Annotated in this window: 6 protein-coding genes; 4 read left to right on the forward strand and 2 right to left on the reverse strand. The window is 76.5% G+C overall.

The annotated features are described in order from the left end of the window. Positions 1-12 precede the first annotated feature (12 nt). The 4 genes from JE024_RS32605 (at position 13) to JE024_RS32620 (ending at position 18,162) form a co-directional block, all read left to right on the forward strand. Positions 13-1,365 (forward strand): lysine N(6)-hydroxylase/L-ornithine N(5)-oxygenase family protein, encoded by a 1,353-nt coding sequence (locus JE024_RS32605; protein WP_205377489.1) that lies wholly within the window; start codon positions 13-15, stop codon positions 1,363-1,365. A 406-nt stretch (positions 1,366-1,771) separates the two neighbouring features. Then, positions 1,772-17,362: a non-ribosomal peptide synthetase gene (locus JE024_RS32610; protein WP_205377490.1), complete on the forward strand. Its 15,591-nt coding sequence runs from the start codon at positions 1,772-1,774 to the stop codon at positions 17,360-17,362. Then, on the forward strand, positions 17,359-17,577 hold the full coding sequence (locus JE024_RS32615; protein WP_205377491.1) for an MbtH family protein: 219 nt from the start codon (positions 17,359-17,361) through the stop codon (positions 17,575-17,577). Before JE024_RS32610 ends, JE024_RS32615 begins: the two co-directional genes overlap by 4 nt. 114 nt (positions 17,578-17,691) lie before the next feature. Continuing rightward, positions 17,692-18,162: an SAM-dependent methyltransferase gene (locus tag JE024_RS32620; protein WP_205377492.1), complete on the forward strand. Its 471-nt coding sequence runs from the start codon at positions 17,692-17,694 to the stop codon at positions 18,160-18,162. A 51-nt stretch (positions 18,163-18,213) separates the two neighbouring features. Here the strand turns inward: JE024_RS32620 and JE024_RS32625 are convergent, their stop codons facing one another. Both JE024_RS32625 and JE024_RS32630 read right to left on the reverse strand, forming a co-directional pair. After that, positions 18,214-20,022, reverse strand: coding sequence for an ABC transporter ATP-binding protein (locus tag JE024_RS32625; RefSeq protein ID WP_205377493.1), 1,809 nt, complete (start codon positions 20,020-20,022; stop codon positions 18,214-18,216). A gap of 58 nt (positions 20,023-20,080) precedes the next feature. Then, positions 20,081-21,778 (reverse strand): ABC transporter ATP-binding protein, encoded by a 1,698-nt coding sequence (locus JE024_RS32630; protein ID WP_205377494.1) that lies wholly within the window; start codon positions 21,776-21,778, stop codon positions 20,081-20,083. Positions 21,779-21,954 lie beyond the last annotated feature (176 nt).

A 21,954-nucleotide genomic window follows, 5' to 3' on the forward strand; every position in this document is an offset into this window, starting at 1 on the left:
GATGGGAGTGACATGTCTCAGGCTCTTCCTGACGACGCACCACCGATCCACGACCTCATCGGAATCGGCTTCGGGCCGTCCAATGTGGCCATGGCCCTGGCACTCAGCGAGCACAACGCCGGCGTCGGCAGGCAGGGAGCGGTCACCGCTCACTTCTTCGAGCGGCAGCCGTGTTTCGGCTGGCACCGCGGCATGCTGATCGACGACGCGACCATGCAGGTCTCGTTCCTCAAGGACCTGGTGACCCTGCGCAACCCGGCCAGCGAGTACAGCTTCCTGTGCTATCTCCAGAGCAAGGGCCGGCTGATCGACTTCGTCAACCACAAGAACCTCTTCCCGTTACGGGTCGAGTTCCACGACTACTTCGAGTGGGCCGCGGCCAAGGTCGACGACATGGTCTCCTACGGCCACGAGGTCGTCGCCGTCACGCCGGTGGTGCGTGACGGGACCGTCGAGTACGTGGACGTCACGGCCCGCTCGGGCGACGAGACGGTCGTCCACCGTGCCCGCAACCTGGTCATCGGCACCGGACTGCGGCCCCAGATGCCCGACGGCGTCGAGCGCACGGACCGCATCTGGCACAACTCCGACCTGCTGTCCCGCGTCGAGACGCTGAGCGGCACCAGTCCCAGCCGCTTCATCGTCGTCGGCGCCGGGCAGAGCGCCGCCGAGAACGTGGCCTTCCTGCACCGGCGCTTCCCCGAGGCCGAGGTGTGCGCGGTCTTCTCCCGCTACGGCTACAGCCCGGCCGACGACAGCAGCTTCGCCAACCGGATCTTCGACCCGGCGGCGGTCGACGAGTACTACACCGCGCCGACCGACATCAAGCGGAAGCTGATGGGCTATCACGGCAACACCAACTACGCCGTGGTGGACATCGACCTGATCGACGACCTCTACCGGCAGTCGTACCAGGAGAAGGTGCTCGGCACCGAACGCCTGCGCTTCCTCAACGTCTCCCGGCTCACCGACGTCGTCCACACACCGGACCGGGTCCGCACCATGGTCGAGTCGCTGGTCACCGGCGAGAAGACGCCGCTGGACGCCGACGTCGTCGTCTACGCCACCGGCTACCGGCCCGCCGACGCCCTCGGCCTGCTCGGCGACGCCGCGGCCCACTGCCGCCTCGACACCGAGGGCCGTCCGCTCGTCGAACGCGACTACCGCGTGGTGACCACGCCCGACACCCGCTGCGGGATCTACCTCCAGGGCGGCACCGAGCACACCCACGGGATCACCTCCTCGCTGCTGTCGAACACCGCGATCCGGGTCGGCGAGATCCTCCAGTCGATCATCGACCGGGGGCGCAAGGCGGCCGGCGACGAGTCCCGCCAACTCGCGGGCGAGATCGGCACCCCCGGGTAGCCGGTCCGTCCGGCCCGGCGTGTACGGGCGGACCCGCCGGGCACGGCGGAGCGCTCCCGGGCGGGCCGCCGGCCCGTCCGGGGGCTCCGTACGCCAGGGCCGGAGCTCTCCGCCCGGTCCGGGCCGGCCCCGTCCGACGCGTCCGGGCCGGACGGGCGGCGCGCTCGGGGCCGGACGGGCAGCCCTCGCCGGGCCGGACGAGCGGGACGACACCCACCGCCACCGGCCGGCCCGCTTCCCGCACGACCGCCACCCCGCATCCCGCGCCGCACGACCGGTACCGGGTGCGCACCGGCGGCCCCGGGCCACCACCCGCACCACCGGCACGCGCACCACCGGCACACGCACCGCGCGCGCCCGCGCCGGCGCATCCCCCAGCACCCCACGCGAAAGGGCCAGTCGAACGATGCTTCACGCCGAGCCTGACCGGGCGGCAGCCGCCGGAACCCCTCTCACCGGCGGACAGGCGGGGATGTGGCTGGCCCAGCGGATCGAGCCGGACAGCGCGGCGCTCAACGTGTCGTTCACCCTCGAACTCCGCGGCCGTGCGGACCTCGGCCGGCTGGCCGACGCCGTCCGCACCGCCGTCGGCGAGGCCGAGTGCCTCCATGTGCGCGTCGGCGAGGCGGCGGACGGCACACCGACGCAATGGGCGGCCCCCGCACCGGTGGACGTCCCCGTCGTGGACCTGCGGGACGCGCCCGACCCGGCCGGTGCCGCACGCGCCTGGACGGAGGCCGAGCGCGACCGCCCCCTCGACCTCGCCGGTGAGCCCCCGCACGCCCACGCCCTGATCCGCGTCGCCGACGACCATGTCCTCTGGTACCAGCGCTACCACCACATCGCCGTCGACGGCGTGACCGTCGCCCTCGTCACCCGCCGCGCCGGCGAGCTCTACGGCAGCGGCACCGCGTCGGCCTCCGGCCCCGGCGCGCAGCCCGGCCCCGCCGAGGGCGCGGACGGCGGCACGGGCACCGGCACCGACACCGGCGCCCCCGCCCCCGCCCCCGAGCGGGCGCTCGCCCGGCTCGTGGCGGCCGAACGGGCCTACCGGGCCTCGCCGCAGCACGCCGCCGACCGGGCGTACTGGCACGAGCGGATGGCCGGCCGCCCCGAACCGGTGCGCCTCCTCGAACGCGGCCCGGGCCTCGTCGCCCGGCGGCTGCGGCGCACCCTGGAGACGACGCCCGGGCAGACCGCGCGGCTGCGGGCGGCGGCGGACTCCTGCGGGGTGCGCGTCTCCCGGCTGCTGGTCGCCGCCGTCGCCGCCTATCTCCACCGGGTGACCGGAGCCCACGACCTCGTCCTCGGCCTGCCCGTCACCACCCGGCGCGACCCGGCGACCGCGGCGGTGCCCGGCATGGTGTCCAACATCGTGCCCCTGCGCCTGGCCGTGCACGGCGGCACGACGGGGGCCGGACTCGCCGCCCAGGTCCAGGAGCGGATCGCCGAGGCGCTCACCCACAGCCGCTACCGCGCCGAGGACCTCGCCAAGGACCTCGGACTCGTCGAGGGCGTGGCCGAACTCGTCGGACCCACCGTCAACATCCTGCCCGGCACCGGCCGGCTGCCGTTCGGCGACCTCGACGGGGACCTGCGCTGCGAGTGGACCGGGCCCGTCAGCGACCTCGCCCTCACCGTCGGCGAGAGCGCGCACGGCACCCTGCGCATCGTCCTCGACGCCGACGCCGCCGTGTGCGACGCGGCGGCCCTCGACCGCCACCGCCGCGCCTTCGGCCTGCTCCTCGACGCCCTCGCCGACCGGCCCGCGCTCCCCGTCGGACGCGTCGACCTGACCACGGAGGAGGAACGGCACCGGCTGCTGGAGACGTTCGGCACCTCGCCCCGCGAAGTGCCCGAGCGCTCCTGGCCGGACGCCTTCGAGGACCAGGTCCGCCGCTCGCCCGACGCGGTCGCCCTGGTCTGCGAGGACACCGAGCTGACCTACGCCCACCTGGACGCGGAGGCCAACCGGCTGGCCCGGCTGCTGCGTGCGGAGGGTGTGCGGGACGAGGACGTCGTCGCCGTCGCGCTGCCCCGCTCGCCCCGGCTGGTGGTGGCGCTGCTCGCCGTGATGAAGGCGGGGGCCGCCTATCTGCCCCTGGACGCCGACCACCCGCGGGACCGGATCGCCCACATGCTCGCCGACTCCGGGGCGCGGACGGTGCTCACGGACCTCGGCACGGCCGGCGACCTGCCCGAGGCGCCCGGGGTTCGCCGGATCGTGCTCGACGACCCGGCGACCGGCGCCGCGCTCGCCGCGGGGGACCCCGCCCCGCTCGGCCTCGACGTGCCCCTCGGCCGCGCCGCGTACGTCATCTACACCTCGGGCTCCACCGGCCGGCCCAAGGGCGTGGTCGTCCCCCACGACGGCGTGGGCAGCCTGATCGCCACGGCCACCGACCGGATCGGTGTGGGGCCGGACAGCCGGATCGTGCAGTTCGCCTCGGTCGGCTTCGACGTCACCGTCTGGGACCTGATCATGTCGCTGTGCGTCGGCGGCCGGCTCGTCCTCGTGCCCGCCGCGCGGCGCGTCGCCGGGCCCGCCCTCACCACGTACATCGAGCGCCACCGCGCCACCCACATGATCCTGCCGCCCTCGCTCGTCTCCGCGCTCCCGCCGGAGTGCGAACTGCCCGAGGGCGCCGTGCTGGTGGTCGGCACCGAGGCCGTGCCGGCCGAACTGGTCGCCCGCTGGGCGGGGCGGCTGCGCATCGTGGTCGCCTACGGGCTCACCGAGGCGAGCGTCAACTCCACGCTCTGGGCCGCCGAGCCGGACCGCCCCGGCCCCGCGCCCATCGGGCGGCCCGATCCCAACACCCGCTGCCGGGTGCTCGACGCCGCGCTGCGGCCGGTGCCCGCCGGAGTCGAGGGCGAGCTGTACGTGGCCGGGCGCGGACTGGCGCGCGGCTACCTGGGCCGCCCGGGGCTGACCGCCGAGCGCTTCGTCGCCGACCCCTACGGGCCGCCCGGCGAGCGGATGTACCGGACGGGCGACCGGGTGCGGTGGGGAGCCGACGGGAACCTGGACTTCCTGGGCCGGGCCGACGGCCAGATCAAGATCCGCGGCCATCGCATCGAACCGGGCGAGATCGAGAGCGTGTTCATGGCCTGCCCGGGGATTGCCCAGGCGGCCGTGCTGGTCCGCGAGGACCACCGCGGGATCCGGCGGCTCGTGGCCTACCTCGTCCCGGACGGCGGTGACCGCGCCGGCGAGGCCGTGGCCGAGGCGCGGGGCAGGGCCGCCCGCGCCCTGCCGGAGGCCATGGTCCCGTCGGCCGTGGTCGCGCTCGACGGCCCGCTGCCGCTCACCCCCAACGGCAAGCTCGACACCCGCGCGCTGCCCGAGCCCCGCTGGACCGCCCAGGGCGGCTCCGCCGCGCCCACCACCCCGGCCGAGGCGCTGCTCGCCGGACTGTTCGCCGACGTCCTCGGGCTGGAATCGGTGGGTGTCCACGACAGCTTCTTCGAGCTGGGCGGCGACAGCATCGTCGCGATCCAGCTCGTCACCAGGGCCCGCGCCGAAGGACTCACCGTCAGCCCGCGCGACGTCTTCCGCCTCCGCACGGTCGCGGCCCTCGCCGCGCCCGCCGCCGAGCGGCAGTCCGCCCGCGTGCCCGAGGCGTTCGCCCTGGTGGCGATGACGGCCGGGGAGCGGGCACGGACCGGGGCAGGGCTCGGGGAACTGTACGACGTCCTCCCCGCCACCCCGCTCCAGGAAGGCTTCTGCTTCCACGCCGCCGTGGACGAGGGCGGCGCCGACGGCTACACCGTGCAGGACGTCCTCGAACTCTCCGGCGACGTCGACGCGGAGGCGCTGCGTGCCGCCGCGGGCCGGCTGCTCGACCGTCACCCCCTGCTGCGCGCCTGCTTCCGCCGCGACCCGGGCGGCCGCACCGTGCAGGTCGTCCCCGCGCGCGTCACCCTGCCCTGGAGCACTCACGACCTGTCCGGCACGGACGGGGCGGCCGTCGAGGAGATCGCCGCCGCCGAACGGGCGGCCGGCTTCGACCTCGGCACCCCGCCGCTGATCCGCGCCGCGCTCGTCCGGCTGTCGGCCGAGCGCTCCCTGCTGGTGCTCACCCTCCACCACATCGTCGCCGACGGCTGGTCCCTCGCCCTGCTCCTGCGCGAACTCCTCGACGGCTACCGCCCCGGCACCCCGGCGCCCGCCGCCGCCCCCGACACCGCCTACCGCGCCCATGCGGCCTGGCTGGCCGGGCGGGACCGCGAACAGGCCCGGCGCGCCTGGGCCGAGGCGCTGGCCGGGTACGACCCGGGCGCGGCCCGGCTCCCGGTGCGTCCCGCCGCGGGCGAGGAGCGGGGCTCGGTCACCGTGACCCTCGGCGCGGCGGAGACCTCCGCGCTGACCGGGCGGCTGCGCACGCTCGGACTGACCCCGGCGACCGCCGTCCAGGGCGGCTTCGCGCTGCTGGTCTCGGACCTCACGGGCGGCTACGACACCGTCGTCGGCCTCACGGTCTCCGGACGGCAGGCGCCCGTGGACGGTGTGGGCACGCTCGTCGGCCTGGTCGCCAACACCGTCCCCGCGCGCCTGACATGGCGTCCCGAGCAGCCCCTCGCCGAGGTCCTCGCCCGCTTCCAGGAGCAGCAGGCGGACCTGCTGGACCACCAGTACCTGGGCCTCGCCGACATCCAGCGGGCCGCGGGCCGGGGCGAGCTGTTCGAGGCGTTCGCCGTGGTCGAGAACCAGCCCGCGGCCGGCGAACCGGCCGATCCCCGGGGACTGGTCCGCCTCACCGGATCGCACGTCCGCGACGCCGTCCACTACCCGCTCGCCCTCACCGTGGTGCCCGGCGAACGCCTGGAGTTCACCCTGGAGCACGACCCGGCCCGGCTGGACGCGCGGGCCGCGCGGCGCCTCGCCGCCCGGCTGTCCGCGCTGCTCGGGCAGCTCGCCGCCGACCCCGCCGTGCCGGCCGGCCGGCTCGCCGCGCAGAGCGCCGGCGAGCGGCGCGACACCCTCGCCCTGCTCGCCGGGCCCGTCGGCCCGGCGGCCGACGGCACCCTGCACGAGGCGTTCGCCGCCCAGGCCCGCCGCACCCCCGGCGCCACCGCGCTCGTCACGGGCGGCGCGGCGACCTCCTACGCCGAACTGGACACCAGGGCACGGGCGCTGGCCCGGATGCTCGCCGCCCGCGGCGCGGGGCCCGGGGCCGTCGTCGCCGTCGCGGTGCCCCGCTCGGCGGCCACCGTGGCCGCCCTGCTCGCCGTCCTGCGGACCGGCGCCGCCTTCCTCCCGCTCGACGACCGGCACCCCGCCGACCGGCTCCGCCGGATGCTCACCGATTCCGGCGCCCGCACCGTCGTGACCACCGAGGACGCCCTCGCCCGGCTGCCGCGCACCGAGGGCGTCACCACGGTGCTGCTCGGCCGTGACGAGACGCCCCAGCCCCACGACGCGCCGCCCCTGCCGCCCGCCGATCCCGACAGCGCCGCCTACCTGATGTACACCTCCGGGTCCACCGGCCTCCCCAAGGGGGTGACCGTGTCCCACCGCGCCCTGATCGCCCAGCTCACCTGGACGGCGGGCCACTTCGGCTTCGGCCCCGGCGACCGGACGCTGCACCAGTACGCTGCCGGTTTCGACCCCGCCCTCCAGGAGGTCTTCGTCCCGCTGCTCACCGGCGGCACCGTCGTCGTCGCCGAACCGGACGGACAGCGCGACCCCGGCTACCTCGCCGGGCTGATCCGCTCCGAACGGGTCACCACCGTCGACCTGGTGCCCAGCCTCTACGCGGCGCTGCTCGCCGAGGACGTGCCGGGCGGACCCTGGTGGACGAGCCTGCGCCGGGCCTTCAGCGGGGGAGAGGCGCTGCCCGCGCCGCTGGCCCGCCGCTGGCACGAGCGCACCGGTGTGCCGCTGTTCAACGTCTACGGGCCGACCGAGGCGGTTATCCAGGTCACCTCCGCCCAGGCGGCCCCCGGGAGCGGCGACGGGGGCACGGTCCCCGTCGGACGCCCGGCGGCGGGCACCCGGCTCTACGTCCTCGACCGCCATCTGCGCCCGGTCGCCGCCGGCGAGACCGGTGAACTCCACATCGCGGGCGCCCAGCTCGCCCAGGGCTACCACGGCCTCGCGGCCCGTACCGCGGAGCGCTTCGTCGCCGACCCGTTCGGCGGCCCGGGGGAGCGGATGTACCGCACCGGTGACCTCGTCCGGTACGACGAGGACGGCGTGCTCACGTACCTCGGCCGCACCGACCAGCAGATCAAGATCAGGGGGAACCGGGTGGAACCGGGCGAGATCGAGGCACGGCTGCGCGACGAGGCGTCGGTCGCCGACGCGGTGGTCGTGGCCCGCGACGACGAGCGCGGCGTCCGCCGCCTCGTCGCCTACGCCGTCCCCGTGCCCGGCGCGGCACCCGACCCCGACGCGCTGCGGGAGGCGCTGGCCGCCGCCCTGCCCGCGCCCATGGTGCCCGGGCACGTGGTGCTGCTGGACGCCCTGCCGCTCACCCCCGGCGGGAAGACCGACCCGGCCGCGCTCCCCGCCCCCGAGCCGCGCCGGACCGGCGCCGCCGCGTCCCGCCGGCCCGGCCGCGACACGGCCGAGCGGCTCCGCGCCGTCTTCGCCGAGGTCCTCGGCGTCGACGAGGTCGCACCCGACGAGGACTTCTTCATGCTCGGCGGCGACAGCATCATGGCCATGACCCTGTCCGGGCGCGCCCGCGCGGCCGGACTCCCCGTCAGCCCCCGGGACGTCTTCGCGCACCGCACGCCCGCCGCCCTGGCCGCCCTCCTCGGGGACACCGGCGGCGATGCGGCACCGCCCGAGCCCACCGGGGACGGCGACGGCATCGGCGACGTGCCGCTGCTGCCGATCGTCCACCAGCTCCGCGAGGACGGCGGCCCGATCGGCCGCTTCAGCCTCCCGATGCTGCTCCAGACCCCCGCCGGCGCGGACACCGGCAGCCTCGCCGCCGTGCTCCAGGCCGTGCTCGACCACCACGACGGCCTCCGCCTGGTGCTCACCCGCATGGACCTGGGGCCGGCGGTCCCCGCCCTGTGGTCGGCGCGCACCCTGCCCGCCGGCTCCGCCGACGCGGCCTCGCTGCTGCGCCGCGCCGACGCGCGCGGCCTCGACGGCACGGCGCTGCGCGCCCTCGTCGCCGAGGAGTCCGACGCGGCGGCCGGCCGGCTCGACCCCGACGCCGGCACCATGCTCCAGGCCGTGTGGTGCGACGCGGGCCCGGACCGGCCCGGCCGGCTGGTGCTCGCCGTCCACCACCTGGTCGTCGACGGGGTGTCCTGGCGGGTGCTGCTCGAGGACCTCGCGACGGCCTGGACGGCCGTCGCCGCGGGCGAGCGGCCCGCCCTGCCGCCGGTGCCCACCTCGCTGCGCCGCCACGCCCGCCAGGTCGCCGAGGCCGCCGTCTCACCGCTGCGGCAGGCCGAACTCCCGCACTGGGCCGCCACGCTGGCCCCCGGCGCCGACCTCGTGCCGGGCGCCGCCCGCACCGGCACCGCCGGTGCCTGCCGCGAGTTCACCGTCGCCCTGCCGCCCGCCACGACCCGCGCACTGCTCACCACGGTGCCCGCCGCGACCGGCTCCGACGTCACCGAGGTGCTGCTCGCGGCGCTGCGCCTCGCCGTGTCCCGCGCCCGTACCGGCGCGGACACGGACCTCCTCGTCGACGTCGAACGCCACGGCCGCGACGGCACGGACGCCGACCTGACCCGCACCGTGGGCTGGCTGACCGGCCTCCACCCGGTGCGCCTGCCCGCCGCCGACGACCCGCTCGGCGCCCTCGACGGCGTCCGCCAGGCCGTGCGCTCGGCCCCCGACTCCGGCGCCGGATACGGCATGCTGCGCCACCTCAACCCGCAACTGGCCCCCGTCTTCGCCCGGTTGTCCGAGGCTCAGGTGCTGTTCCACTACTTCGGCAGGATCGAGGCGGGCACCGGCCGGGACTGGTCACCGGCGCCCGAGGCGGACGCCCTGTCCGGGGAGCCGGACGCGGACCTGGCCGCGCCCTACGCGCTCCAGGTCAACGCCCTGTGCGCGGACACCCCCGAAGGGCCCGTGCTGCGCGCGGCCTGGACCTGGACGGGGGAGGGCCCGCTCACCGAGGACGAGGTGCGCCGGCTGGCCGGCGGCTGGACCGCCGCGCTGGGCGAACTCGCCGCCCGCACCGCGGAGGCGGGCGCCGCCGCGACGGCGGCCCCCGCGGCCCCGGACACCGCCCCCGTCGACACGGAGCTCAGCGGCCTCGGTCCCGAGGAGGCCGCCGCCGTCGTCCGGCTGAGCCCGTTCCCGGTGACCGCCGTGTGGCCGCTCTCCCCGCTCCAGGAGGGCATCCACTTCCACGCCAGCTACGACACCTCCGCCCTGGACGTCTACACGGCCCTGGACACCTTCGACTTCGGCCACCGGCTCGACGCCGGCCGGCTGCGGGCCGCCGTCGCCGCGCTGCTGCGCCGGCACGCCGGACTGCGGACCGGCATCACCGCCGACGGACTGCCGGGCCCCGTGCAGTTCGTGTGCGCCGCCGGCGCCGTGCCCGTACCGCTGGCCGAGGTGGACCTCACCCACCTCGACGACACCGCACGGCGGGCCCGGCTCGCCTCGATCGCCGACGCCGCCCGCGTCGAACGCTTCGACCTCGCCGCGCCCCCGCTGTTCCGTCTCACCCTGATCCGCCTCACCCCCGGCACCGACCGGCTGATGCTCCGCCACCACCTGGTGGCCTGGGACGGCTGGTCCCAGTCCCTCTTCCTGCGTGAACTGCTGGAGCTGTACGCCTCCGGCGGCGACGACCGGGCCCTGCCCGTCCCCGGCGGCTACCGCGACTACCTGAGCTGGCTGGGCCGCCGCGACCCGGCCACCGCGCGGCGGGCATGGCGCGAGGCGCTCGCCGGGCTCGCCGAGCCGACCCTGGTGGCCCGCGACCCGGGCGGCGAGCCCACCATCCCGCACCGGTGCGATACCGAGCTCCCCGCCGGGCTCGGCGACCGGCTGCGCGCCCGGGCGCGCGAACTCGGCGTCACGCCCAACGCGGTGCTGTCGGCCGCCTGGGCCCTCGTGCTCTCCGCGACCGTGGGGCGCGCCGACATCGTCTTCGGCGCCACCGTCGCCGGGCGGCCGCACGACGTCCCCGGCTCCGACACCGCGATCGGCATGTTCCTCAACACCGTTCCCCAGCGGGTCGCCCTCGACCCGGCCGAGACGGCCGGCGATCTGCTGCGCCGGCTGCACGGCGAACGGGTCGCGCTGATGGACCACGAGTACCTGGGGCTCGCCGAACTCCAGCGCGAGGGCGGCCACCCCACGCTCTTCGACACCCTGTACGTGCTCCAGAACTTCGCCGACGACCGGGCCCTGACGGAGCTGACCGAGCGGCACGGCATCACCGGGATCGGCAGCGTGGACGCCACCCACTACCCGATGACCCTGATCGTGGCCCCCGGCGACGTGGTCCGCGTCAAACTGGAGTACCGGCCCGACCTCGTCAGCGACGGGACCGCCCGTGCCACGCTGGACCGGTTCACCGCCCTGGTGGACCGGCTGACCGCGGACCCGGCCGCACGTGTCGGCTCGCTGGACCTGCTGCTGCCCGGCGAACGGCGCGCGCTCGCCGGCCGGTCGGCGGCCAGCCGGGCCCCCGTCCCCGACGAGACCGTCGCCGACATGCTCGCCGCCCAGGCCGCCAGGACACCGGAGGAGACCGCCCTCGTCTTCGGCGGACAGCGGCTCGGCTACGCCGAACTGGACGCACGGATCAACCGGCTCGCCCGGCTGCTGCTCGCCCGGGGCGCGGGCCCCGAGAAGGCGGTCGCCCTCGCCCTGCCGCGGTCCGTCGAGACCGTCGTCGCCCTCTTCGCGGTCCTGCGCACGGGCGCCGCCTACCTGCCGCTCGACCTCGACCACCCCGCCGACCGGCTGCGTCTGATGATCGAGGACACCGGGCCGCTGTGCCTGCTGACGACGACGGCCGTCGCCCCCGGCCTCCGGGGCGACGGCGGCCCGCTCGCCGAGGAGATCCCGCTCGACGGCACCGCCGTCCTCGCGGCCCTCGCCGCCCTGCCGGACGGGCCGCTCGCCGACGCCGAGCGGCCCGCCTTCGCCCCCGGTGTGCCGGACCGGCTGGAGCACCCCGCCTACATCATCTACACCTCCGGCTCGACGGGCCGGCCCAAGGGAGTCGTCACGCCCTACCGGGGCCTGACGAACATGCAGCTCAACCACCAGAAGGAGATCTTCGACCCGGCCATCGCGTCGGCCGGCGGACGCCGGCTGCGGATCGCCCACACCGTCTCCTTCGCCTTCGACATGTCGTGGGAGGAACTGCTCTGGCTCGTCGAGGGCCACGAGGTGCACATCTGCGACGAGGAACTGCGCCGCGACGCCGCCGCGCTGGTCGCGTACTGCGACCGGCACCGGGTGGACGTCGTCAACGTCACCCCCACCTACGCCCAGTTGCTGATCGAGGAGGGCCTCCTCGACCGGGGCGAGCCGGCGGCGGGCACCCCGGGCGGGCACCGTCCCGCCCTGGTGCTGCTCGGCGGCGAGGCCGTCTCCGACACCGTGTGGAGCAGACTGCGCGACACCCCCGGCACCTACGGCTACAACCTCTACGGCCCGACCGAGTACACGATCAACACCCTCGGCGGCTCCACCGCGGACAGCGGCACACCGACGGTCGGCACCGCCATCCGCAACACCCGCGCACACGTCCTCGACCCGATGCTCCGCCCCGTCCCCGCGGGCTGCCCCGGGGAGCTGTACATCGCCGGCACCGGCCTCGCCCGCGGCTACCACGACCGGCCCGGCCTGACCGCCGAACGCTTCGTCGCCGACCCGTTCGGCGAGCCCGGCGAGCGGATGTACCGCACGGGCGACCTGGTCAGGCAACGCCCCGACGGCCAGATCGACTTCCTCGGCCGCACCGACGACCAGGTCAAGATCCGCGGCTACCGCGTCGAGCTGGGCGAGATCTCCACCGCCCTCGCCGCCCACCCCGGCGTCGCCCACGCCGCCGTCGTCGTGGACACGGCCGCCGAGACCAGGCGGCTGGTCGGCTACGTCGTCCCCGAGGACCCCGCCGCCGACGCGACGGCCCTCACGGCCGCCGTGCGCGACCACCTGAAGGCGCTGCTCCCCGACTACATGGTCCCCGCCGCCCTCGTCACGGCCCCCACCCTGCCGCTCACCGTCAACGGCAAACTCGACGTGCAGGCCCTGCCCGCACCCGAGTTCGCCCCGGCGAGCGCGGGCCGCGCCCCGCGCACCCCGGCCGAGGAGGTGCTCTGCGCCCTCTTCGCCGACGTCCTGTCCCTGCCCGAGGGGAGCGTCGGCACCGACGCCGGCTTCTTCGACCTCGGCGGCCACTCCCTGCTCGCCACCCGGCTGATCGGCCGGGCCCGCACCCTGCTCGGCGCCGACCTGGCGATCCGGGACCTGTTCGAGGCGCCCACCGTCGCCGCGCTCGCCCGGCGCGTCTCCCCGGGCGACGCCTCCCGCCCCGCGCTCGTGCCCGTCCGGCGGCCGGACGAACTGCCCCTGTCCCACGCCCAGCAGCGCCTGTGGGTCGTGCAGCAGATCGAGTGCACCTCCGCCGCGTACAACTTCCCCCTCGTCATGCGGCTGCGGGGCCCGCTGGACACCGCCGCCCTCACCGGCGCCCTCGCCGATGTGACCGCCCGCCACGAGGCGCTGCGCACCGTCTTCGGGGAACGCGACGGCCGGGTCCACCAGCGGGTGCTGCCGGCCGAGGACGCGCGGCCCGTGGTCGAGCACGTCGACGGCGCCGGGCGGGACCTCGGCGCGCTGGTCGACGACGCCGTCGCCCGGCCCTTCGACCTGCGCGCCGAACTGCCGCTGCGCGCCACGGTCGTGGAACTCGCCCCCGAGGACCATGTGGTGATCCTGCTGCTGCACCACATCACCACCGACGAGTGGTCGGACCGGCCCTTCCTGCGCGACCTGGCCACCGCCTACGCCGCACGCCGCGCGGGCGGGGCCCCCGCCTGGCAGCCGCTGCCCGTCCAGTACGCCGACTACGCCCTGTGGCAGCAGCGCCTCCTCGGCGACCCGGCGGACCCGTCGAGCCGGGCCGCCCGGCAGCTCGCCTTCTGGCGCACCGCCCTCGACGGCGCTCCCGAGGAGATCGAACTCCCCACCGACCGGCCCCGGCCCGCCCGGCCCGCGTTCACCGGAGCCGAACTCGACGTGCGCATCGGCGAGGACACCCACCGCGGCCTGCGGCGGCTCGCCCGCGAGAGCGGCGCCAGCATGTTCATGGTCACCCACGCCGTGGTCGCCGCCCTGCTGCACCGCCTCGGGGCCGGCACCGACATCCCGCTGGGCGCGCCGATCGCCGGCCGCGGCGACGAGGCGCTCGACGACCTCGTCGGCTTCTTCGTCAACACCCTGGTGCTGCGCGCCGACCTCGCCGGCGATCCCTCCTTCACCGAGCTGCTGGCCCGGGTCCGCGACGCCGACCTCGCCGCGTTCTCGCACGCCGACGTGCCCTTCGAGTCCGTCGTCGAAGCCCTCAACCCGACGCGCTCGCTCGCCCGCAACCCGCTCTTCCAGGTGATGGTCGGCCACCACACCCGCACCGGCGACGCGGCCGCGCTGCCCGGACTCGCCGTCGAGGACGTGCCGTTCCGCATCCGGTCCGCCAAGTTCGACCTCGTCTTCAGCTTCACCGAGCACCACCCGGGGGACGGCGGCCCCGGCTCCCTGAGCTGCCGGCTGGAGTACGCGACCGAGCTGTTCGACCGGGACACCGCCGAACGGATCGGCGACCGGCTCCGGCGCCTGGCCGCCGCGCTTGCCGCGGAGCCCGGCCGACCCCTCTCCCGGGCCGGGATCCTCGCACCCGGCGAACGCGACCAGGTGCTCACGGAGTTCAACGCCACCGCCCGCCCGGTCGACGAGGCCCCGCTGCCCGCCCTCTTCGCGGCACGCGCGGCGGAGCAGCCCGGCGCGGTCGCCGTCGTCGAGCGCTCCGGGCAGCTCGACTACGCGGAGCTCGACGCCCGCTCCAACCGGATCGCCCGGCTGCTCGCCGATCGCGGCGTGGGCGCCGAGGACATCGTGGGCGTGGCCGTGCCCCGGTCCGCCGACATGATCGCGACCGTCCTCGCCGTCCTCAAGCTCGGCGCCGCGTTCCTGCCGCTCGACCTGGTCCACCCGGCCGACCGGCTGGCCTGGATGATCGGCGACAGCGGGGCCGCGCTCGTCGTCGCCACCGAACAGGTCGCCGGGAAGATCCCCGCCGTGGCCGGCACCCCCGTCGTGCTGCTCGACGCGCCCGGGACACGGGACGCGCTCGGCGCCCTGTCCGCGGCGGCGCCGGGGACAGGGCCGATCGCGCTCGACCAGACGGCCTACGTCATCTACACCTCCGGCTCCACCGGCCGGCCCAAGGGCGTGGCCGTGCCGCACGAGGGCATCGCCAGCCTCGTCGCCACCGCCGTCGACCGGATGGGGCTGCGCCCGGACAGCAGGGTGCTCCAGTTCGCCTCCGTCGGCTTCGACGTCTTCGTCTTCGAACTCGTGATGGCGCTGTGCCACGGCGGCGGTCTCGTCCTCGTCCCCGACGAGGCACGCGTCGCCGGGCCCGCCCTCACCGACTTCCTCGCCGCACAGCGCGTCACCCACATGATCCTGCCGCCGTCCCTGGTCTCCGCGCTGCCCGCGGGCTGCGAACTGCCCGCGGGATCGACGGTCCTGGTCGGCACCGAGACCGTGCCGCCGGACCTCTTCACCCGCTTCGCGACCGCCGACCTGATCTGCGCGTACGGGCTCACCGAGGCCACCGTCAACTCCACGCTGTGGCACGCCCGGGAGGCCGGCGCCCGGCCCGCCGGCCGCGTCCCCATCGGCCGCCCCGACCCCAACACCGTCTGCTACGTGCTCGACGAGGCCCTGCGCCCCGTCCCGCCCGGCGTCGTCGGGGAGCTCTACGTCGCCGGGCGCGGCCTCGCCCGCGGCTACCTCGGCAGGACCGCGCTCACCGCCGAACGGTTCGTCGCCGACCCGTACGGGCCCCCCGGCGGGCGGATGTACCGCACCGGGGACCGGGCCCGCTGGCGCACGGACGGCAACCTCGACTTCCTCGGCCGCGTCGACGACCAGGTGAAGATCCGCGGCTTCCGCGTCGAACTCGGCGAGATCGAGGCCGCGCTCGCCGCCCACCCGGCCGTCGCCCAGGCCGCCGTGGTGCCCGAACGCGACGGCGACATCGTCCGCCTCGTCGCCTACACCGTCGCCGACCGCGGGCCCGGCGACGGCGGGACCCCGGCCGACGCGCAGGAACTGCGCGCCCACGCGGCCGGGCTGCTGCCCGAGTACATGGTGCCGGCGCTGGTCGTCGCCCTGGACGGCCCGCTCCCGCTGACACCCAACGGCAAGCTGGACCGCAAGGCCCTGCCCGCACCCGACTGGGCGGCCCTCACCGGCGCCGACCGCCCCGCCACCGCCACCGAACAGCGCCTGGCGGCGCTCTTCGGCGAGATCCTGCGACTCCCCGACGTCGGCGCCCACGACAACTTCTTCGCCCTCGGCGGCCATTCGATGGCGGTGATGCGGCTGCTCGCCCGGATCCGCACCGAGTTCGGCGCCGAACTCGCCGTCCGGGACGTCTTCGACGCCCCGACCGTGGCCCGGATCGCCGCCGCGCTCGACACGGCCGCCACCGCCCGGCCCGCGCTCCGTCCCTCCGGCGACCGCCGGCCGCCGGGCGCCGACCTGCCCGCGGCCCCGACGCAGCGGTGGCCGTGGACGTCCTGGCACCGCCACCCCGCCCACGACCACGCCCTGGTGCTGCGCGCCCCCGGCGGAGGATTCGACACCGGGGCGCTCACCGCGGCCGTGGCCGACCTCGTCGCCCGCCACGAACCCCTGCGCACCGCCCTCACCCCCGACGCGGCCGGCGCCCCGCGGCAGCGCCCCGCGGCGCCGCCCGTGCTGGAGCACGAGAACTGCCCCGACCCCGACGCCCGCATCCGTGAACTCGCCGCCGGCACGACGGACCCGTCCCGCCGGGCGCCCTTCGCGGCCCGGCTGCTCACCGGGCCGGACGGCGCCCAGTCCCTGCTGCTGACCGCGCACCACCTCGCCGTGGACGAATGGTCGGTCGTACCGCTCTTCCGCGACCTCACCACCGCCTACACCGCGCGAGCCGCGGGCGGCCCGCCCGCCTGGGCGCCGCTGCCGGTGACCTACACCGACTGGACCGCCTGGGCGCACGAGGTCCTCGGCGATCCTGCCGACCCCGGCAGCACCGGCGCGCGCCAGCTCGCCTGGTGGCGGGAGACCCTGCGGGACGTGCCCGGGCGCATCGGTCTGCCGACCGGGCCCGCCCGCGCCGACGGCCCCGGCGACCCGCACCCCTTCGTCCTCGACGAGGAACTGCACGGGGCCGTCGACCGGCTCGCCCACGCCACCGGCACCAGCATGTTCATGGTCCTGCACGCCGCCCTGTCCGCGCTGCTCACCGCACACGGCGCGGGCACCGACCTGCCCGTCGGCACCATGGTCGCGGGCCGGCACGACGAACGGCTGGGCGATCTGGTCGGCTGCTTCCTCGGCACCGTGGTCCTGCGCACCGACACCGACGGCGACCCGAGCTTCGCCCGGCTGCTGGAACGCGTCCGCGAGACCACCCTCGGCGCCCTGGACCACCAGGACGTCCCCTTCGACGAGGTCGTCCGGGCGACCGGCCTGCCCCCCGAGGGGCCGCAGGTCCTGCTGATCCACCACGAGCAGGCCGACCTGGCCGAACTGGAGGGCGGCGCGGGCACGTTCCACGCCGTGCCCACGGGCGGGCCCAAGGCGGAACTGGTCCTCGGCTTCTACGAGCCGCGCGGCACCGGACCGGTCTCCTGCGAACTCCACGGCCCGCACGACGCCCCGCGGCTCGCGGCGGAGTTCGTGGCACTGCTGCGGCGCGCCGTGGACGCCCCCGGCCGACCGCTGTCCGAACTGTCCGTCACCACCACACCGAGGAGCGACGACGCATGAGCACCGGCACCCCCAACCCGTTCGAGGACCCGCAGGGCCGGTTCCTGGTCCTCGTCAACGACGAGAACCAGCACTCCCTGTGGCCCTCCTTCGCCGAGATCCCGGCCGGCTGGCGCACCGTGTTCGGCGAGGACACGCGTGAGGCGTGCCTGGCGTACGTGGAGAGCCACTGGACGGACCTGCGGCCCGCGAGCCTGATCGCCCGCATGTCCTGACGGCCGCGGGTAACGTCGCCCGGGTGCCCGACGATCCGACGCCACCCGGGAGACGCCGATGACGACCGTGCCGCGCGACACCCCCTGTACGAACCGGGAGCGGGGGGTGGCGGCATGAGCGCGGAGCCCGTCGCCCTCACCCCCGTCGGGCGGGTGGTCGGGGGCCGCGCCGAGGCCGTCGAGGACGGCTGGGGCGACGTCCGGGCCGTGATCCGCCTGGACGACGCCTTCCGCGAGGAGTCGCCGGTGCTCGGGCTGGAGCACTTCTCGCACCTGGAGGTCGTCTTCGTCTTCGACCGGATCGACCCCGGCGCCGTGCGCACCGGCCCCATCCCGCCGCGCGGGCAGCCGGACGGCGCGCCGGTGGGCGTCTTCGCCCACCGGGGGCCGTACCGGCCCAACCGCCTCGGCGTCTCGCGGTGCCGGCTGCTCCGGGTCGACGGGCTCGACCTGCACGTCACGGGCCTGGACGCGCTCTCCGGCTCGCCGGTGCTCGACATCAAGCCGTACATGGCGGAGTTCGCGCCGGCCGAGGACGTCACCCAGCCCGCGTGGAGCACCCGGCTGATGAGCCGCTACTACTGACCCGCCGCCCCCCGCCCGCCCCGCACCCGCCGCTCCCGGGGGCGGGCGGGATCACGGTTCGGCGGGAGGCTCCGGCGTACCCCGGCCGGCCGACCACGCCGCCCACAGCGCCGCGTAGCGCCCGCCCGCCGCCAGCAGCTCCGCATGGGTGCCCGTCTCCACGACCCGGCCCTCGTCGAGCACGACGATCCTGTCCGCGGTGGCCGCCTGGGGGAGCCGGTGGGCGACGAGCAGCCCCGTACGGCCCTGGAGCGCGCTGTTCGCCGCGCTCTCCAGCACCCGCGCCCCCGCGCTGCCCGCGTCGGCGGTCGCCTCGTCCAGGATCGCGACGGGGAGGCCCGCGAGCACCAGCCGGGCCAGCGCGAGCTGCTGCGCCTGGGTCACCGTCAGCCGGTGCCCGCCCTCGCCGACGACCGTCGCCGTCCCCTCCGGCAGCGCCTCGGCCCACTCCAGCGCCCCGACCCGCGCCAGCGCGTCCCGCACCTCGGCCCCGGACGCACCGGGCCGCGCCAGCCGCAGGTCGTCGGCGAGCGGGCCGGCGAAGACATGGACCTCCTGGCTGATCAGCGTCACGGCTTGCCGCACACCGGCGGGCCCCAGCTCCCGGGTGTCCACACCGCCCAGCACGATCACCCCGCCCGACGGCTCGTGCACCCCGGCGATCAGCTTCGCCAGCGTCGTCTTGCCGGCCCCGCTCGCCCCGACCAGGGCGACCCGCTCCCCGCTGCGCACCTCCAGGTCCACCTCGTGCAGCACCGGGTGCCCGGGGGTGTAGGCGTGGCTGAGCGCGCCGACCTTGACGGAGCCGTCGACCGGCACGGCCCGCCCGTCCGGCGCGCGTTCGGCCGGCAGCCGCGACACACCGACGAGCCGGGCGAGCGAGGCGCCCGCGGACTGGGCCTCGTCGATCAGGAAGAGCGCGGCGTTCAGGGGGTTGAAGAGGCCGTGGAAGTAGAGCGCCGCCGCCGTCGCGGTGCCGATGCTCACGGAGTCGGCGCGCACCAGCAGGAAGCCGGTGGCCAGCACCGAGGTCAGCCCGACGAACTCGGCCGCGTTGAGCCGGGAGAAGAACCCCGAGACGAGCCTGCTGCCGCGCAGCGCGAGCCCGACGGCCGTGTCGGACCGCTCCCGCAGCAGCCCGGCGTGCGCGTCGCCCAGCCGGAACGCCCGCACGGTGCGCACCCCGCCGATGCTGTCCAGCAACTGGTGCTGGAGGGCCCCCGCCGCCACCCGGTGCGCCGCGTACACGCGTCCGGCGCGCGGGATGTACCAGCGCACCGTGAGCACGTGGACCGGCACCACGGGGAGCACGGCGAGCAGGAACCGCCAGTCCAGCACGGCGAGTCCGGCCGTCGTCAGCACGATGGTGAGGAGCGCGCCGCTGAACTCGGGGAGTGCCTGGCGCACCGCCTTCGTCGTCACCGTCACGTCGCCGGTCACCCGCGAGGTCAGATCGCCCGAGCCGGCGTGCTCGACCCGGTCGAGCGGCAGGTGCAGGGCCCGGGCGACGAACTTCTCGCGCAGGCCGGCGAGGACGGTCTCGCCGAGCCGCGCGACGAGCGCGTTGCCGACCGCGGTCAGGGCGCCCCGGGCCACGGCGACGGCGAGCAGCAGGATCATCGGCACCGTCAGCGCGGCGGTGCCGCGCCGGTCGACGACCAGGTCCACGATCCGGCCGAGCAGCGGGGCGGTCAGCAGCCCGACCGCCGTGCCGGCGACCAGCACGACCGCCGCCGACACGGCCAGCAGCCGGTGCCCGCGCAGCAGCTCCCGCAGCGCCGCCAGGGTCTGGCGGGCCGTCGCGGTGGGCAGCAGCTCCCGCCCGGGCGGATCCGCCCGGGGTGCGGCCTCCTCGGTCATCGTTCCTCCTGCGTCGGTGTGGCGGCCGGCCCGGCCGGCCGTGCCGAGGGGGCCCGGGTCATGCCAGCACCGCCGCCCGGTAGCCCGCGTCCGCGGCGACGAGGTCGCGGTGGCCGCCCTCGGCGGTGACGGTGCCGCCGTCGAGCACGACCACCCGGTCCGTCACGGCGAGCAGCGCGGGACTGGTGGTCACCAGGAGCGTGGTGCGGCCCCGGCGCAACTCCCGCAGCCGGGACGCGATCCGCGCCTCGGTGACGGCGTCGACGGCGGTCGTCGGGTCGTGGAGCACCAGCACCGGCGGATCGGCGGCGAGCGCCCGGGCCAGCGCGACCCGCTGGCGCTGGCCGCCGGAGAGCGAACGGCCCCGCTCGGTGAGCAGGGTGGCGCCGCCGTGCGGCAGCGTCCGCGCCACGTCGTCCGCCGAGGCGGCCTCCAGAGCCGGTCCGAGCGCGGCGTCCGCACGCCCGGTGCCGGCGCGCACGTTGTCGAGCAGGCTGCTCTCGAAGAGGTCCGCGTCGTGGTGCGCCACGAGGACGGCCCGGCGGACGGCGTCCGGGTCCAGCGCGGTCAGCGGCTGTCCGTCGACGCTGATCTCTCCCGCGTCCGGGTCGAGTTCACGTCCCAGGCAGCGCAGCAGGTCCGCTGCCGCCGCCGGGTCCCGGGCGACCACGCCGAGGAGTTCGCCGGGAGCGGTGTCCAGGTCCACGCCGCGCAGCGTGCCGTGGACGACACCGCGCAGCGTGAGCCGCCCCGCGACCGGCCCCGCGGGCATCGCGGCGCCCGCGCCCACCGCGGGCGGCGCGGACAGCACCTCGGCGATCCGGTCGGCGGACGCGCGGCCCTGGGCGAACTCCCCGCTGACGTACGTCAGGAGCTGGAAGGGGCCCAGCAGGAACTGGGCGAGGCCGACGGCGGCGACCAGCTCGCCCACGCTGATCGACCCGCGCATCGCCAGATGCGCGCCGACCAGTCCGATCGCGGCGATGAACAGGCCCGTCAGGACGAGGATCGCCCCGTCGTGCCAGGCGCGGCTGACCGCGGACCGCAGCGCGGCCGCCAGCGACTCGCGGCTGGTGTCGCGGTAGCGGGCGACCGCGGCCGCCTCCGCGCCGATGCCCTTGAGGACCCGCAGCCCGGCGACCAGGTCCGCCGCCACCCCGGAGGCGTGCGCGGCGCGTTCCTGCTCCACCTCGCTGCGGCGCTCCAGCGGCCGGCTGATCCGGTGCCCCGCCCACAGCAGCGGCGGCACACCGAGCAGGATGAGCAGACCGAGCGGCACCGAGATCCGCAGCAGCGCGACCGCGCTGACGGCGAGCCCGGCCAGCGCGGCGGCCGCGTACGGCACGGCCGCCGCGACCGCGCCCACCCGGGCGGCGTCCCCGGTGGCCAGGGCGGTCAGCGCACCGGGCAGCCGCCCGGTGTCGGCCCCGCCGCGCGGGTCGAGCACCCGGGCGCCCAGCTCCCCGCGCAGCCGGTGCGCCGCGTGCTCGCCCGCCGCGTCGGTGATCCGCGCGGAGGTCCGGTAGCAGGTGGAGAGGGCGAGGAAGAGCACCCCGAGGACCAGCAGCCAGCGCAGCAGGACCGCCGTGTCGCCGGTGGCGACCGCCTCGTCGATGACCAGGCCGATGACGACGGGCACCAGCACCTCGCACGCCTGGTGTCCCATGCCGAGCAGTGACGCCGTCACCACCCGCCGCCGCTGGCCCGCGACCGCGGCGCGCAGCACGGCGCGTCCGGCGCCTCGTTCCCCGGGCATGCGGCACCTCCACAAGGGCATCGGTGGGTCGGCCAAGACTACTGCAACCAGGCCACCCAGCAGGTGTGTTGGCTGCTCATCCGCCTCCCGGGCACCCGTCGCCGACCGGTTCCGCGGGCTCGTTGACCATGGACATCGGCTGCGCTTAGGCTTGCCTTGGTCGCGGGGTGCCCACC

This window comes from Streptomyces zhihengii, assembly GCF_016919245.1.
GTDB lineage: Bacteria > Actinomycetota > Actinomycetes > Streptomycetales > Streptomycetaceae > Streptomyces > Streptomyces zhihengii.

Bases quoted from the DNA above. Each gene is read 5' to 3' on its own strand.
- JE024_RS32605 (WP_205377489.1), top strand. From the start codon at position 13: ATGTCTCAGGCTCTTCCTGACGACGCACCACCGATCCACGACCTCATC.
- JE024_RS32610 (WP_205377490.1), top strand. From the start codon at position 1,772: ATGCTTCACGCCGAGCCTGACCGGGCGGCAGCCGCCGGAACCCCTCTC.
- JE024_RS32615 (WP_205377491.1), top strand. From the start codon at position 17,359: ATGAGCACCGGCACCCCCAACCCGTTCGAGGACCCGCAGGGCCGGTTC.
- JE024_RS32620 (WP_205377492.1), top strand. From the start codon at position 17,692: ATGAGCGCGGAGCCCGTCGCCCTCACCCCCGTCGGGCGGGTGGTCGGG.
- JE024_RS32625 (WP_205377493.1), bottom strand. From the start codon at position 20,022: ATGACCGAGGAGGCCGCACCCCGGGCGGATCCGCCCGGGCGGGAGCTG.
- JE024_RS32630 (WP_205377494.1), bottom strand. From the start codon at position 21,778: ATGCCCGGGGAACGAGGCGCCGGACGCGCCGTGCTGCGCGCCGCGGTC.